Raw genomic sequence first — 15517 nt, 5'->3', positions numbered from 1 at the left:
AGAGAAACCCGTTACAGCGATGTGACGGGTTTTTTGTTGTCTCAAATAAAGTAAAGCTATCAGCTGCACAGCGTCAACCTATACACCGAAGCGTGGGTTGACTATTTGACACCCACGGATAAAAGAACGCCACGAGCACCTCAGAGCCTAATATATCTTCATAAAACAAGCTTACCCTTTTTCAATCGATTGTATTCCAGTCTGAAAACTCGTGCTCCACAAAAGGAAATACAAACTTTCTACCTTTGATTTCTCTTAAATATTATCTTGTTGCAATTTCATTGTTGGTTTAATAACTGAGCTGTGTAAAACTAGCTTTGTTAATTTAGTAAATCAGGTGACATGAATGTCGGATATAAAAGCTTGGAAACTTATAAGCCTGTTTTGTTTGATAAGCTTGCTTATGGGCTGCCAGTCGAAAGAAGAGCAGTTACAACAAACAATTCAACAATCTATAACCAAAGCAGAGGTTGAACTCGAAGGGCTTGGTAATGCCTTGGATAATGGTTCAATTCGAAATGCTGTCTTATTGACTGAATATGCCCGCATAATCAGCAATGAGAAACCTCAGTTATCACAAATTGCTTCTGTAATGGCTCAAGATGCAACGAGAAGGGGGGCGCTTTATTCTGGCTTGCAGCAACGCTTAGCAGATATTAAAAACACCCACCTTATACCGCCCTACGAAGAGACATTGCGAAACTTAGATCTATTAAGGGATGCGGCAAAACCCACACTGTTTTCTGACGCATTAACTGATCCTATTAATATGCTAGCTGATATGTCAGGCGGCTCACTTGCGCGTGTTGGAGCAATAAGCCAGCAAGCGGAGGGTCCTGGTGAAGGAAACCAACTTGTTGGTAACCCTAATTATGGTAGCTGGCAGACAAATAGCAATGGTATGAGCTTTTGGGCTTGGTATGGTATGTATCGTATCTTAGGTGATGTATTTGACCGAGTTGAATACGGCAGTTGGAGTAAACGCCGAAAATACAGTTACTATAATGACTATGGCCGTGCGCGTTATACCAGTCCTAAACAAATGAAAGCACAAACAGCTGTTGAAACAAGAACTCGCCAGTCTTATTCGCGCCAGGGAAAGCAGTTTACAAGCCCGTATGCAACAAAAAGAACAGGCGCTTCAGGACTTAGCCGAAGTAGTTACACCCCACCAAAAAGTAGAAGCAGCTATTCAAAGAGTAGCTACAGTAAAAGTTCAGGGTCTGTAAGAAATAGTGGTAGTCGAACTTCGCGTGGAATAAGCCGTGGTAAATAACCAGACTGTAAAGAATTAGTGTTGGAGTTAAAAGAATATGTACGAATTTAATGGAATAACTATGTGGTCACTACAAGCGCTCGCAATTGATTTTGCAATTATCATCGCTTTGTTTGTTAGTCTAAAATTTATAAAAGGTTGGGTGTCTAATCTACATGCAAATGATGAAATTACAGAGCGCGATAACTTTGCCTTTGGTATTAGTTTTGCAGCAGGTCTAGTTGCTTTAGCAATTGTTCTTACTGGTGTCAGTAGTGGTGCATTTGCACCAACATTACATCAAGAAGCGCAGCAAATGGGGGCATATGGTTTATTAGCAATATTGCTCATAAAGCTCGGCCATTTCTTTCAAGATAAAGTCGCGTTACGTAAAGTTAGCTTGCATGATGAAATAGTGAAAGGGAATGCAACTGCAGCCTTGATTGACTTTGGCCATGTGGTAAGTGTTGCAATTGTTATCCGCTCAGCTTTATTTTGGGTTGCAACTGAGGGATGGTACGGTTTACCCATTGTAATAGCAGCATTTATTATTGGCAGTGTTGTTTTGTTGCTTGTTAGCCAATATCGCGCACAACTATTTAAACGCACTAATCGCAGTGGCGACTGTCTTCAACAAGCAGTTATTGACGGAAATCTAGCGGTAGGTATACGTTATGCAGGTTTCTTAATCGGCAGTGCGCTCGCTATTACTGCTGCATCTGGCGTTGCGCCTTACGTTGCCGATAGCATTAATGCCAGCCTTATGTATTGGGCCCTGAGTGCAGTAATATGCGTTATTGTATTTATCTTACTTCACTTAATTACGATAAAAATTATTCTTTCGGGTTGTGATATTTCAGATGAAGTTAATCGGCAAAAGAACGTTGGCGTAGCAACTATTTCAGCCGCAATATCATTTGCTGTTGGTATCACTATGGCTACGTTATTAGGCGCATAAGATTTGTCACACACAACAACGACCCCAAGTAAGTACTCCTTACTTGGGCATGATTTTTTATTAATAACTGTTATGGCCGTACTCGCTGGGTGCGGCCTTATTTATGAATATCTCTTATCACATTATGCAGGACGTGTTTTAGGCTCTGTTGAAAGTGCCATTTACGCCATGATTGGTACAATGATCGTTGCTATGGGGATCGGTGCTTTTCTGGCTCGTTGGTTTAAAGACGCGTTTACCGCTTTTGCATGGCTTGAGAGTATTATTGCTTTGGTGGGAATGGGGTGTATCTTAGCGATTGCGAGTGTGATTGCCGTCAGTTATTCATTACCTCATATATTTTCCCAGATCTTTAACTTACCTGCAGATACTGTACTTAACGGCTATGTGTTTCAAAAGTTACAAGAGTGGTCGCGCTTTCTCCCGTATGTGTTCGGTTTGTTACTCGGGTTATTAATCGGCATGGAAATTCCGCTAATTGCTCGTATACGGCAACAAGTGTATGGGCGGTTTTTAGAAAATAATGCTGGCACAATTTATGGGGCTGATTATATTGGTGCAGGTATTGGCGCAGCTATTTGGGTGAGTATTATGCTCGCGATGCCCATTATGCAAGCGGCTGCTTGGACTGCCTTATTTAATATTGTCGCGGGTTTAGCATTTTTGTGGCGCTACCACAGCTATGTACGCTTTGCTAAATTGCTTCTTGTTTGTCACCTTGCGTTATTGGTTTTATTTGGCTTTATTTTAGTGCTTGGTAGTAGCTGGATGAAAGATTTAAGTAACGTACTTTATAAAGATAAAGTGATTTATTCTGAGGCGACCAAATACCAGCACCTGGTATTAACGGAGCGACTAAGCCGTAACCAACCAGATCCGATTACTGATTTATATCTAAATGGTCGTTTACAGTTTTCAAGTATCGATGAACAAATTTATCACTCTATGTTGGTTTACCCCGCTTTACTGGCTTCAAATCGTCATGATGATGTTTTGATAGTGGGTGGCGGTGATGGGCTTGCTATGCGCGATGTATTGAAATGGCCTGTGAAAGAGGTCACGTTAATCGACTTAGATGGCCAGTTACTTAACTTATTTGGCCATAAAAGTGACGAGTTTCAAGCGCCTGTTGATATAGTTAACCGATTAACTAAGCTCAATGCAAACGCGATGAGTGATCCTAGAGCTAACGTGATTGTAGGCGATGCATTTATAGAGGTTGAGCGATTGCTTGATCAAGGTAAGCGCTTCGATACTATTATTATCGACCTGCCTGATCCAAATCACCCTGACTTGAATAAAATGTACAGCGACTATTTTTATAACCATATTCGTCAACTGCTTGCTCCTGATGGCGCAATGGCAGTGCAATCAACATCACCATACCACGCAAAAAAAGCATTTTTGAGTATTGGAAAAACAGTCAAAGCGGCTGGATTTAAACATGTCGAACAGTATCAGCAAAATATCCCTTCTTTTGGCCAGTGGGGATGGACTATAGCAACGACTCGTGGGCAATCAGCCAGCGCACGGATCAATGATGTTGTTAACTTGTCTGTAGATTCTCGGTGGGCAAGTAAAGAATATTTATTGGCAGCATTTGTGTTTCCAAACTATTATTTTGAACAAATAAATAATATAGAAGTCAATAGATTAGGGTCCGGCACACTCTATGATTATTATCGCAGTGCATGGCAAGAAGAAAGCGAACTGTATAAAAATTGATAAAACATGGTTGACATAATATGTCGGCCGTGCGAATCTTAACTCAGACATAATATGTCAAATGACAAAAAGGCAGAGACATGGAATTAAACGAACTTTCAATAAAACTAGCATCTTTTGAAACTGAAGGCGCTAATTTTGAATCTTTCTTGATAGCCAATCCTGGCGAGCAAGATGTGTTACAAGTCATTGTTGATGGAAATGATGAACTTCCAATTTTTGTTACGCAAACACAAGAACAATTGCTTTGTATTAGCTACTTGTTTGCAGATGACGAAGTAAAACCTGATTTACGAAACGAGCTAAACGAAACATTACTACGTTTAAATGTACCGATTCCATTGAGTGCATTTGCCAAAATTGATAACAAGTATGCAATTTTTGGTGCCTTGTCGGTGAATTCATCATTTGATGACATTACCCATGAGTTAGTGACGTTAGCTGATAATGCAATTGATGCCCTAGAAGCTGTGACCTTGTACTTGAATGATTAATATCTTATTTATCAGTGCAATGAAATAACAGCAAGTTCTATTAAGTGGAGTTAAGATTATGAGTATATTAAAAAAATTATTTACAGCAGTTCGTGGCGGTGCACGTGAAGCCGGTGAAGCAATCGTTGATGCAAATGGTATCCGTATTTTTGAGCAAGAAATAGCTGATGCGCAAAATGCATTACAACGTGCAAAGAAAAGCCTAACTGAAGTAATGGCAAAAGAAATGCAAACTAAGCGTTCATTAAGCGCCCTAGATGCGTCGATAGCTGAGCACGAAGCCTATGCTGGCCAAGCACTTGAAAAAGGCAATGAAGCGCTAGCATTAGAAATTGCTGAGAAGATTGGTGATTTCGAAAATGAAAAAGCTGAGCACGAGCAAGTACTTGCTGGTTTTAGCAACCACATCGTAACTTTAAAGCAGCAAGTTAAAGATGCCGAAAAGTCGATCAAAGAAAACCAACGCCAGCTTACAATGGTTAAAACCACTGAAAGTGTGCAACAAGCTACTATGGCTGTTAATAGCACGCTTAATACAAATAGTTCGTCGATGACAAATGCACGTCAGTCGCTTGAGCGTATTAAGCAACGTCAGCAAGATCGTAGCGATCAACTTGGTGCTGCAAAAGAGCTTGAAGCAGAAACAAGTGGCGGCGACTTAAAAGCTAAAATGGCTGAAGCGGGTATTGGCGATAGCAGTCCAAAAAGTGCGGATATCTTAGCGCGTATTAAAGCTAAGCAAAACGGCTAACCCTTATTCAAACTTTTTAAAAAGGTAACGTTGCATCATGCCCGTTACCTTTTTTGCTTAAGAGGCACTCTATGTTTAATTTTTTTAAATCTAAAAAAGCCCCAGAACGTCAATTGACTCATGCTAGCGATCTAAAAAAAGGCGATATGCTGAGTATTATTGACTCATTTGCTTATCCAAGCTGGTTAAAAGGTCAAACTGTGCGTGTGATTGATGTGCAAACTTACCAATATCAGCACAGCAGTGATACTGAATTCGTATTAGAGACAAACAGTGGGCAAGTTGTATTTTTACAAATTGAGATGGAAGATGGCGAGCAGTGGGCTAATTTCTCAGTAAAAATTCAACGTGATGAAGTAGATGATATTTTTACCCTTGATGAGTTCGCTCGTATTTTTGACGAAGAGTCTTTAACTTTTATAGAGGTTAAGAATACACCTGAGCGTTTTATGCAGTTTTTAGGTAAAAGTTACCAGCAAAGTGAATCGCCATACGTTTGCTATTTCCATAAGCAAGATTATCGTAAGCAACCGCTACCTCGATATGAGCAAGAAGGGGGTGAACCCTGTGAAATGATATGCCTAGCCTCTGACGACGAAAGCCACAGTCTGAACATTGAGATTTGGGATGGTGGTGAAACAGAAGTCTCACTTACACTGACCAGGCCTATATCCGATATTGTGGATTTATTCCCAGGAGATGCACAGTGAGTGACGCAAAGGCTAAATGGCAGCGCCAAGAACAAGCCGTAAGAGCGACGCAAATGGCCTTTGATTTAAGCAGTGAAGTACAAAAATCGATAAAAAAGCAGGCGATTGATCAGGAGTTAACACCTTCAGATATGATCCGTAAAATTTTAGCGCTTGATGTTAAATCTAAAAAGACTCGTCAACGATTGTCATTCAACCTCAATGATGAGGAAATAGGGTTACTTGCCGAGCGTTTTGGTGTTGCAGCCGATGACAAACGAGCAGTAAAACAACAAGTCGCTGAGTTACTCATTGCATATAGTAATAAAAAATAGCCACAATTTTGCCTTCTTAAAGTTAAGCCCTTACACTGAGGGCTTTCATTCCTATAAAAATGAGTTGCTGTGAATATAGTTTTAATCGCCTATCTAATTATTTTTGCTTTGTTCGGCACTGCCGCGAGTTATTTTGTGCGATTTATTTATGCGTATTGGATAAAGAAAGAAATGCCAATGCAGCATATCCTCAAAGCTGGGGTTTGTATTATTGGTGTGTTAATCATATCTGCGCTAATCCCATTTATGGTTTAGCGCATAGGTTATTAGTCGGTTATTTTATTTCGAATGCTTTGCATTGTTTGTCTATGCATAAGGCTTGCACAGGTAAAACCGGTGAGCAATCGCTCGCACCACTAGCTTGATTCTCAAGTGTTTCTTGCTCAGTTACTTGATGAGCTAGCTGCTCTGCGGTTTCTTGCTCAGTATTTAAAGCAGAATATACTAAGTATCTACTAGGCCCGCCGCACGCCCGTTGACCTACTTCAAGAACCTTACACTGAAAGCTCGCTGTACAGCTAGTATCTTCAGCTAGTTTAGATAATGCATTGTTTGCTTTTGATAAGCTGATTGAGCCTGATGAGCTTGTATCAAACGTACTTTCACAGCCGGTAGTAAAAAATAGGCCGGCTGCAATTGCCAGCGCTTTAGAATATGAAACGTACTTCATATTAATTCCTTTAATAAACACTTGTTGCATTACCAGCAACTTTAACACATTTATTGCTGCTACACTGTGTTGCTGGCGCAGTTAAATGTTGGCAAATACTGACCATGCCTGTTTGGGCATTAAATTGGCTTTCTAGAGTCGTTATGTGTTTTGCTGCTTGTTCAACTTTTTGACTATCGTTATTTTTAGTTGAAAACACAAGGTAGCTGCTCGGTCCGCCGCAGGCTCTACTTCCCACAGGTAATACTTTGCATTGTGCACTAGTATCACAGCTAAGATCTTCGGTGAGTGACTTTAATTGTGTATGAGCTGCCTGAATTGCTTCTCTCGAAACAGCTTTGTTTTTATCACCTATAGCCACTGCCTGACTATTTTTGGTCAAAGTAGTGGGGGCTGGTTTCAATTGCTCTGCCTCTGGTGTTGCAGCGTCAGAGCAGCCAACAAGAAAAAGAGGTAAAACAACAACACATAATGAAAAGCGCATAACTAACCTTTATAGTGATTAACAAGTAATCACTATCATACACTTTGCACATAACACAGCAATAAAAACTATTACATTCAAAAGGTAAACCCGTTACTTAAATAAAGTAACGGGTTTCATAGGTAGGTTATAAACCGCCTTGGGTGAGCTTGGTTGGGTTGAGTAACTCTTCCAAATCAGCGCGAGAGAGCTGGGTTTCCTGCTCTGCTACATCAATGATTGGCTGACCACTTTGATAGGCTAGCTTGGCAATTTTAGCTGCTTTTGCATAGCCAATAACAGGGTTTAAGGCCGTGACTAAAATTGGGTTCTTTGCCAGGGCTTTGTCAATATTTGGCTGATTGACCTTAAACGTGCGAATGGCTTTATCAGCTAATACGCGGCTACTATTTGCAAGTAACTCTATACTTTGCAAAATATTATAGGCGATGACTGGCAGCATTACATTAAGCTCAAAGTTTCCAGATTGTCCTGCTACGGTAATCGTTGCGTCATTACCAATCACTTGTGCACTTACCATTGCCGCCGCTTCTGGGATCACCGGGTTAACTTTACCAGGCATAATGGAAGAGCCAGGTTGTAATGCTTCAAGTTCAATTTCGCCTAGCCCGGCGAGTGGCCCTGAGTTCATCCAGCGTAAATCATTGGCTATTTTCATTTGTGCCACAGCAAGTACTTTTAATTGCCCAGACAATGAAACAATGGCGTCTTGTGAGCCAATGTTATAGAAAAAGTTTTTACTGGGGGTAAAACGTATGCCTACGTTGGTGCTTAAGTTTTTACAAAATAGCTCAGCAAACAGGGGATCTGCATTTACCCCTGTACCCACAGCAGTACCGCCTTGCGCAAGCGCTGACACGCCATCTAAGCTATGGCGAATAGCCGCCATTGCGGTATCCACTTGATGCTGCCATGTATTTAGAGTTTGACTAAAAGTGACAGGCATTGCATCCATTAGGTGAGTGCGGCCAGTTTTAACTATATCGCCTACTTCAGACTTCTTACGCTCTAGCATCTGTGATAGCTGATCAAGGGCAGGAAATAGCTCATAAACGACATTAATCACACTGCTAACAGCGATAGTCGTTGGGATCACATCATTTGAACTTTGGCCCATATTCACATCATCATTTGGGTGAATTAGCGCTTCATTATAGCGACTTGCAAGTGTCGCAATGACTTCGTTGGCATTCATGTTAGTACTGGTGCCTGAGCCGGTTTGAAAAACATCAATTGGAAAGTGATCTAAATGTTGGCCATCAATTATTTCTTGGCAGGCGCGTTCTATTGCTTGGGCTTTTTGCTTGTCTAAATGACCTAGTTCGCAGTTGCTTTGTGCGGCAGCTTGTTTAACGTATGCCAGTGCCGTAATAAATTGCTTTGGCATGGCTAAACCACTAATACTAAAATTATTAACCGCACGCTGGGTTTGTGCTTGGTAAAGTGCATCGGCTGGTACTTGTAATTCGCCCATGCTGTCGGTTTCAGTTCTATACTCGCTCATAAAAGCTCCTAAAAAGGGTTGAATTCGTGACTGAGAATACGTGCTTCTCGTTCAAGGATAAGATATTTTTCGTTACCGTTATGTGTTCTGTAAAATCGTTTTAACGCCAATAAGGGTTTGTATAGTTGCTCTGAACATTGCTTACGTATTGCGCAATGAATTAAAGAATCGCACATTTTATTAAGAATTTCATGGAAAGTGCGTCTTAGATAGAGTTCTTGAAGCAAGACACTTTTGCTTTTTTCGTAGTAGCGTGCGGCATTGAGGCCTGCTTCAATATAGTTTGCAACTAAAGCGGGGGCATGGAGTCCTGGACGTTGGCAAATACACTTCATTTGTTGTTGATAATAAAGCATAGCTTGGTGGTCGTGCATAATAAAACCGAATAACTGTAACGATAATAGTTATCATTACAGTTATTCGGTTTTGGTGCAAGTTTGAATATGTAAAACTTGTCGAAAGTTTATGGTATTAGTTATAGCCAAGGATGAAAATTTGATCTGTTTCATGTTCTGTTAGGCTCTTTTTCAGCTTGTTAGATTGTGACAATAAATCAATGGCCGTTGCTCGTTCATCACATGTCATTTTGTTGCTATCTGCTTTTTCAGTTGCTGCAATAGCTGCGTCAAGTGCATTAAATTTAGATACATACATGGTATTCTCCTAGCTGTTGGTTCAATAATACTGCTGCATAAGCTATACCAATTTTTACTATTCTCTTAATTGCATGATAATTAATGCTTTATTTTTATGTGGCTGTTTTGCAAAGACAAGCGTCATTAATTTTGCTTTACTATTGTGCAAATGGCTCTTTTTTTGGTGCGTATATGAAAGCGAATAAACCTTTTTCTCAAGCTTGTGAAAACAATAAAGAACCTATTTTAGCGGTTTTAAAAGCTTGTTTTAATAATAGTAAACACGTTTTAGAGGTGGGTTCAGGTACAGGGCAGCACAGTGTGCATTTTGCGATGCATTTAGCGCATTTAGAGTGGCAAACTAGCGATAGATTAATCAATCATAGCGGTATTCAGCAGTGGATTGATGAAGCCCAATTGAGCAATCTACATGCCCCGCTGACATTGGATTTAAATCATGCTTGGCCAATTAATAGTGTAGATGCTATTTATACTGCTAATACGCTACATATTATTAGTTGGGCTTTGGTTGAGCGTTTTTTTGAAGGCATTAAACGCCATTTAGCGCCCGAAGGAGTTGTCTGTATTTATGGGCCTTTTAAATACCAGGGTCAGTATACGAGTGAAAGCAATCAGCGTTTTGATGGGTTTTTGAAAGATCAGGATAGCGAAAGTGGTATTCGTGACTTTGAAAAAATAGTCGCACTTGCTGAACAAGCTGGGCTAACACTTTTGAGTGATAATCAAATGCCGGCAAATAACCAGCTATTAGTCTTCAAGCATCACTCTTAAACGGCAATAGTGACTTGCAATGCTGCTGATAAGCCGCTGTGTGTAAGTGCTCTCGCTTTAAAAAGTCTGCAATTGCGTGGCTAAAGTCTTCATTGATAATTGTGTGGAGCGAGTGCGTCAATACCGGTTCAAAGCCTCGGGCTATCTTGTGTTCACCCTGTGCACCGGAATGAAAACAGTGCAGCTGGTTAGCGATACAGTACTCAATACCTTGGTAATAACACAGTTCGAAATGTAAACAATCTATTTCATCTACCGCCCCCCAATATCGACCATATAAGGTATTTTCGCTTTTAAAGCTTAAAGTAGCAGCAACCACATGGCCATCTAGAGAGGCTTGCATAATGACTAGTTTATCAGCCATTAATGCATGTAATAAAATAAAAAACTCATGATTTAAATAGCCCATATGACCCGAACGTTTTAAATATGTGCTTTGATAAAATTCACAAAACTGGCTCATCACAGCACTATTAATCTGATCATCTTGTAGCCATTCTATTGTAATATTTTGTTGTGCAATTTTGTTTCGTTCTTTCTTTACGGTTTTACGCTTACGGGCATTTAAGCTTTGTAAAAAGTCAGAGAAATTGTCATACCCACGGTTGAACCATTGGCACTGTACGCCTGTCCGTGGCATGGCGTTATGCCCAGCAAATAATTCTGTTTGTTGCTTAGGGCAGAAATTTATATGCCAGCCAGACCAACCATGCACTTGGCACTGTTGGTTAAGTACCTCACTTATATAGTGTGATATAGCCTCCGGTTGTGAATGGTGAACAGCGATTCTTTCGCCCTCAATAGGGCTAAAAGGTGAGCCGCATAGCCATTTAGGATAGTAAGCTATGCCATGCTGTTGATACGCTTCTGCCCAAGCCCAATCAAATACGTATTCACCATAGGAGTGGCTTTTTAAATAACCTGGGGCAAGTGCAATAATGTGTTGATTCTCATAAATAACTAAATGTAATGGCTGCCAACCAGTGGCTTCACAGGTACTTTGGCTTTGCTCTAGCGCGTATAAAAATGCGTGATCGGTAAAAGGATTGTCACCAAAAAAACGAGCCCACACCTTGGCATCTAGATCACTAATACTGGTAAACCACTGATGGCTAAAACTTGACATATTAAGGCTCTATTTTTGTTCAATAGCGTTTAAAAACTGTGTTATCTGACTACTTAGCTCATTAAAATAAGGGTTAAATGTTAAACGTTGAAAGGGCTGGAAACGAGCTACATTATCTGCTGTTCGTTCACCGAGGGTCGTTTGCGCGGTTGTTTTACATAGTGTGTAAAGGGATTCATCATCGAGGTAACTGCCACAGTTACGATAGGTTGCGTTTATACCATAATGGGGGTTATTAGGTGAGTTTACGACTGCGATATGCGATATCCCTTGAATATCTTTGCAGTCGCTAGAACGACATTGTGGGTTATGAATTGTGTAACTGTCAGGAAAGTAATCCGGTATTATATTTTTTTCGCCATAGAGTACTAAAGTATCGGGGCTGCCCGTATTGTGGGGGCTTATTTTATGCAGAGCCGAGAGTAGCGCGAACGTGGCTTTACTATCGATAGTGGTATCAATATCACTTAAGGCAGTAAAAACAGGGATAGCAGGAAACCTGCGTTGCGCTAAATTATTTACTGCAATGGTGCGCATTGCATCATCAGCCGCAGCTGCTGCATTCCAAGGGAAAGACTCATATTTGGCGAAATCTATATCAGCATCTTCGTCAATCCAATTAACAAAGGGGATTAAATCAATCCACTTGGCTGCCCAACCATTTTTATTATGTGGCTCGCTGGCAGGAGAGAATAGCATTAAAGCCTTAACTCTTTCATTTACGGGGTGAGTTGTTAAGTAATTAATGAGTAGCGCGGCACCGGTAGAGTACCCGCCTAATACGACATGCTTATAGTCTTTTAGGGTTCGATTTATAGCGTAGTCAGTGGCTTGCTGCCATTGCTGGGCATTAACGTCTTTCAATGCATCAGGGGCTGTGCCGTGACCTGGTAAAAGGAGCGTTCTAACGGTGTAGCCTTGTTGGAAGTAAGTTTGCGCTAAATCATGGTATGTAAACGGTGAATCAGTTAAGCCATGCACCAGTAAAACAGCCTTTTGGTTACCTGGTTGGCGAAGTTCGAAAGGGGCAACAAGGTCGGCTATATTGGATTTTTCGGGTCGTGACCCTTGCTTCACCAGTTGTTTATAGGTTGTTGTCGATAATGGGCATGGCATGGCCGCACGTGGATTACTGTGCAATATATGTTGATAAGCAAAATCTAAGTAATCATTAAAGCTGGTATCAGAGTGATATGCAAAATTATGCTCTGAGGGCGTATTTTGAAATCGTAAGAGGCCCTGACTTTTGCTGCTAATAATAAAATCGAGATCTGTTAATTGGCTCACGCAATTTACACTCGTCGCAGCAAATGCAGACACACTAAAACAAATTGAGGCGAAAAAGCTAAATAAGCTAATAGTGTTTTTAATCTTCATTATTAATAACATAATAAGTTAAGCATTCGGCTAGCTTAGCGAGATCGAGAGGTTTTGCAAGGTGTTGATTAAAACCAACTGCTAATGCATGAGCTTTATCTTGCGGCATTACGTCTGCAGTGAGGGCAACAATGGGCAGCTCATCAGCATCTTTAAATTGACGAATATTAATGGTTGCTTGATAACCGTCCATGACAGGCATTTGGCAGTCCATCAAAACTAAATCAACGTGATTATTTTTCACGTGCTCAACGGCAAGTTCACCATTTTCAACAAGCGTAGGTTTGATGCCTAAAGAATCAAGCATCGTCTTTATAACCATTTGGTTTATTTTGTTATCTTCAGCGACAAGGATGGTTAGTTGGCTTAAATCTACCTGCTTATTAAGGCGTTCGGGTGCTTTTTGTGCTGGTTTGGTGTTAAGTTCAACAGTAAAGGTAAAGTTTGAGCCTTTATTCTCTTCGCTTTGTAAGGTGATATCGCCATGCATTAACAAGCTAAGCTCTTTAGCTATTGTTAGCCCTAAGCCTGTTCCACCAAAACGACGAGACGTTGAATCATCTGCTTGGGTAAAAGCATCAAATAAGTTTGCTTGAATAGAGGGGGGGATACCCACACCTGTATCGACCACACTAAACGAAATAAGTCGTTTTTCATCTGATCTCTCTAGTGCTAACACCGTCAGCGTAACCTGCCCTTGGTGGGTAAATTTAATGGCGTTGCTGCATAGGTTTAGCAAGATTTGTTCAATGCGTAATTCATCCCCTTCAAACCAAGTATCATCAGCTAACTGGTTATTAACACGCCACTCAATTCCTTTGTGCTTAGCCATTTGCTTGAACATGCTATCAAGGCGCTTTAATAATGCATTTAAATCAAATGGTCGTTGCTCTAAAACCAGCTTTTGCGATTCAATTTTTGAGATATCAAGTACGTCGTTAACAAGAGTAAGCAACGACTTTGAGGCCAGGTTAATTTGTTCAATATAGTGCAGGAGCGTTGAGGTATCGTCACCTTTATTTGCAAGACTTGAAAAGCCAATAACAGCGTTTAAAGGGGTGCGGATCTCATGACTCATATTCGCTAAAAACCGACTTTTCGCTTTATTGGCTTCATCGGACTGCTTTTTAGCACTCTCGAGTGAGCGGGTTCGCTCACTCACCAAGCGAGAAAGTGCAATATGCTGATGGTTAAACAGCAAAAGCACCAATAAAATAAGGCTACATACGACAACTTGTAAGACCAAAAGCAATAAGGTGAATTGATTGGTTTGATGCGGAATGAATTCATCTTTTATAGTTAAATCAATGAACCACTTTTGACTTGAAAAATTAATTGTTATCGTGGTTAGCTGCGGGTTTTTCGTCGAGGTTTGTTGGGCATTACTAAAAAATGGATTCTGAATTTGATCTTGATACATAGTGATGTCAAACATGGCAAGCTGCTCTTGTGAAATGGCTTGCTTTATAATGCTTTCAACCAAAAAGACGCCAGTTGCGTAGCCTTCAATTTTTGTACCATCATTGCTGTGATGATACACCGGAGCAAACAACAAGTAGGCAGGTTCGGGTGTTGTTGTTTGCACTAATTGAATTATTTTAGTGCTAACAGGTTGGTATTTTATACTGGGGTCAAGCAGTGTTGCGCGCCTGTCGGCACGCGAATACACATTAAAACCAAGTGCCGATTGGTTTGTTTTAAGCGGGTTTATGTACTTAACCACGACTAATGGCTCGTTAGCGGTTTGTGGTGAGCCCTTGATTTTTATATCTGTGCTATAAATGTCACGCATTTGTTGGGTGAAGGCGGGAATATCATCTTGAGTGATTTTTTCATTCCAAGAAAGCGCTTTAATATAAGTGTTTTGTGCGAGTAGCTCAGATGTATAGCTAACGAATTCTCGTTGATCTAAAGTTGGCCTAGACTGAATTAAACTCGCTAAACTTTGCACAGCAACTTGGCTGTGACTTAAGTGACGCAATAAGCTATTTTCAATGACTGAGGCTTCTCTTGTTGCGATTTGCAGAGCATTAGAGCTGCTTTTTTCATTATAAAGCTTTGTAGTTGCTGCAACAGATAAAAATAATACAAGGCATACCGCAATGGTTGGAAAAGGAGCAACATGGTATTGCTGATGCTTTGGTTGGACAAGCGCTAATAATAGGGGAGTAGCAATTAGTACACCTAGTGTATCTCCTAACCACCAATATAAAACATTCCGCCAATGGTTTTCACTACTGTAAGCAGGGTTAAATTCCGATAATGCATAAACGCCAATGTTTGCTGATAGTAAGCTAACAATAAAGCCAACAATAAGAATAAAGTAAATAATGGACTTTCTGGTTTTAAGATATAAAGGGTGGCCAAGCCAATATTTTAATAATGCCGCTCCGGTAAGTGCTTGCAATACCACTCCAAGACCAATAAGCGTCACTTCCTTTTGAGTGCTGCCAATAAGTACATCTTGAGCAAGCGGATTATCGCCGATACTGAGATTAAAGAACACGGAGGCAAGAAAAAGTGCAGGCACGAAGCGCAACCACCAAATAAAGCAACCAACAAGTGCGATACCAGCGGGTAACCAAATTGGGATAACTTGTGACTGAAAAGCAAAAGCGGTGAGTAGCTTCCCTGAGTATAAATAAGCCATGGCAAAAAGAACGTAAAAACAACACGAACTTATTTTCGTCTGGAAAACGTTTACCTGCATTGTGCTATATTC

Annotated in this window: 17 protein-coding genes; 9 read left to right on the top strand and 8 right to left on the bottom strand. The window is 40.6% G+C overall.

What is annotated here, in order from left to right; all coding sequences use genetic code 11:
* Nucleotides 1–346: 346 nt before the first annotated feature.
* The 8 genes from ACFI4Z_RS18050 (at nt 347) to ACFI4Z_RS18015 (ending at nt 6462) form a co-directional block, all read left to right on the top strand.
* Nucleotides 347–1276, top strand: a complete 930-nt coding sequence (locus ACFI4Z_RS18050) for a CHAD domain-containing protein (protein ID WP_462671753.1) — start codon at nt 347–349, stop codon at nt 1274–1276.
* 37 nt (nt 1277–1313) lie between these two features.
* Complete coding sequence (locus ACFI4Z_RS18045) at nt 1314–2213, top strand: DUF350 domain-containing protein (RefSeq protein ID WP_462671752.1); 900 nt, start codon at nt 1314–1316, stop codon at nt 2211–2213.
* Between the two features lie 72 nt (nt 2214–2285).
* Nucleotides 2286–3938, top strand: coding sequence for a polyamine aminopropyltransferase (locus tag ACFI4Z_RS18040; protein ID WP_462671755.1), 1653 nt, complete (start codon nt 2286–2288; stop codon nt 3936–3938).
* 80 nt (nt 3939–4018) lie between these two features.
* The gene (locus ACFI4Z_RS18035) at nt 4019–4432 is read left to right on the top strand and encodes a YjfI family protein (protein WP_099297474.1); all 414 of its coding nucleotides are present in this window, start codon (nt 4019–4021) and stop codon (nt 4430–4432) included.
* Between the two features lie 58 nt (nt 4433–4490).
* On the top strand, nt 4491–5183 hold the full coding sequence (locus ACFI4Z_RS18030; protein WP_099297476.1) for a PspA/IM30 family protein: 693 nt from the start codon (nt 4491–4493) through the stop codon (nt 5181–5183).
* Between the two features lie 71 nt (nt 5184–5254).
* Complete coding sequence (locus tag ACFI4Z_RS18025) at nt 5255–5893, top strand: DUF4178 domain-containing protein (protein ID WP_462671751.1); 639 nt, start codon at nt 5255–5257, stop codon at nt 5891–5893.
* Nucleotides 5890–6207 (top strand): hypothetical protein, encoded by a 318-nt coding sequence (locus ACFI4Z_RS18020; RefSeq protein ID WP_394193890.1) that lies wholly within the window; start codon nt 5890–5892, stop codon nt 6205–6207. The genes ACFI4Z_RS18025 and ACFI4Z_RS18020 overlap by 4 nt, the downstream gene beginning before the upstream one ends.
* 69 nt (nt 6208–6276) lie before the next feature.
* A complete protein-coding gene (locus ACFI4Z_RS18015) occupies nt 6277–6462 on the top strand; it encodes a hypothetical protein (RefSeq protein ID WP_394193891.1) in 186 nt (61 codons plus the stop codon).
* Between the two features lie 19 nt (nt 6463–6481).
* Here ACFI4Z_RS18015 and ACFI4Z_RS18010 read toward each other — a convergent pair whose 3' ends face one another.
* The 5 genes from ACFI4Z_RS18010 to ACFI4Z_RS17990 all read right to left on the bottom strand — a co-directional run bounded on the left by ACFI4Z_RS18010 (nt 6482) and on the right by ACFI4Z_RS17990 (nt 9519).
* Entirely contained in the window at nt 6482–6877 is a 396-nt protein-coding gene (locus tag ACFI4Z_RS18010; protein WP_462671750.1) for a hypothetical protein, read from the bottom strand.
* A 10-nt stretch (nt 6878–6887) separates the two neighbouring features.
* Nucleotides 6888–7361, bottom strand: a complete 474-nt coding sequence (locus tag ACFI4Z_RS18005) for a hypothetical protein (protein WP_462671749.1) — start codon at nt 7359–7361, stop codon at nt 6888–6890.
* Between the two features lie 127 nt (nt 7362–7488).
* Complete coding sequence (locus ACFI4Z_RS18000; RefSeq protein WP_462671748.1) at nt 7489–8865, bottom strand: class II fumarate hydratase; 1377 nt, start codon at nt 8863–8865, stop codon at nt 7489–7491.
* 8 nt (nt 8866–8873) lie between these two features.
* Complete coding sequence (locus ACFI4Z_RS17995; RefSeq protein ID WP_462671747.1) at nt 8874–9239, bottom strand: hypothetical protein; 366 nt, start codon at nt 9237–9239, stop codon at nt 8874–8876.
* Between the two features lie 97 nt (nt 9240–9336).
* Entirely contained in the window at nt 9337–9519 is a 183-nt protein-coding gene (locus tag ACFI4Z_RS17990) for a hypothetical protein (RefSeq protein ID WP_394193896.1), read from the bottom strand.
* Nucleotides 9520–9692: 173 nt separating this feature from the next.
* Here ACFI4Z_RS17990 and ACFI4Z_RS17985 point away from each other — a divergent pair, with 173 nt between their 5' ends.
* On the top strand, nt 9693–10292 hold the full coding sequence (locus tag ACFI4Z_RS17985; protein ID WP_462671746.1) for a DUF938 domain-containing protein: 600 nt from the start codon (nt 9693–9695) through the stop codon (nt 10290–10292).
* Here ACFI4Z_RS17985 and ACFI4Z_RS17980 read toward each other — a convergent pair.
* The 3 genes from ACFI4Z_RS17980 to ACFI4Z_RS17970 are packed head-to-tail and all read right to left on the bottom strand — an operon-like array spanning nt 10276 to nt 15505.
* A complete protein-coding gene (locus ACFI4Z_RS17980) occupies nt 10276–11418 on the bottom strand; it encodes a GNAT family N-acetyltransferase (protein ID WP_462671745.1) in 1143 nt (380 codons plus the stop codon). The two genes, ACFI4Z_RS17985 and ACFI4Z_RS17980, sit on opposite strands and share 17 nt — an antisense overlap.
* 9 nt (nt 11419–11427) lie before the next feature.
* The gene (locus ACFI4Z_RS17975) at nt 11428–12795 is read right to left on the bottom strand and encodes an alpha/beta hydrolase (RefSeq protein ID WP_462671744.1); all 1368 of its coding nucleotides are present in this window, start codon (nt 12793–12795) and stop codon (nt 11428–11430) included.
* Entirely contained in the window at nt 12785–15505 is a 2721-nt protein-coding gene (locus ACFI4Z_RS17970) for an ATP-binding protein (RefSeq protein ID WP_462671743.1), read from the bottom strand. Before ACFI4Z_RS17970 ends, ACFI4Z_RS17975 begins: the two co-directional genes overlap by 11 nt.
* Nucleotides 15506–15517 lie beyond the last annotated feature (12 nt).

The sequence above is a fragment of the Pseudoalteromonas sp. RWi3 genome, from assembly GCF_054960735.1.
This window is presented reverse-complemented; position numbering and strand designations above follow the sequence as displayed.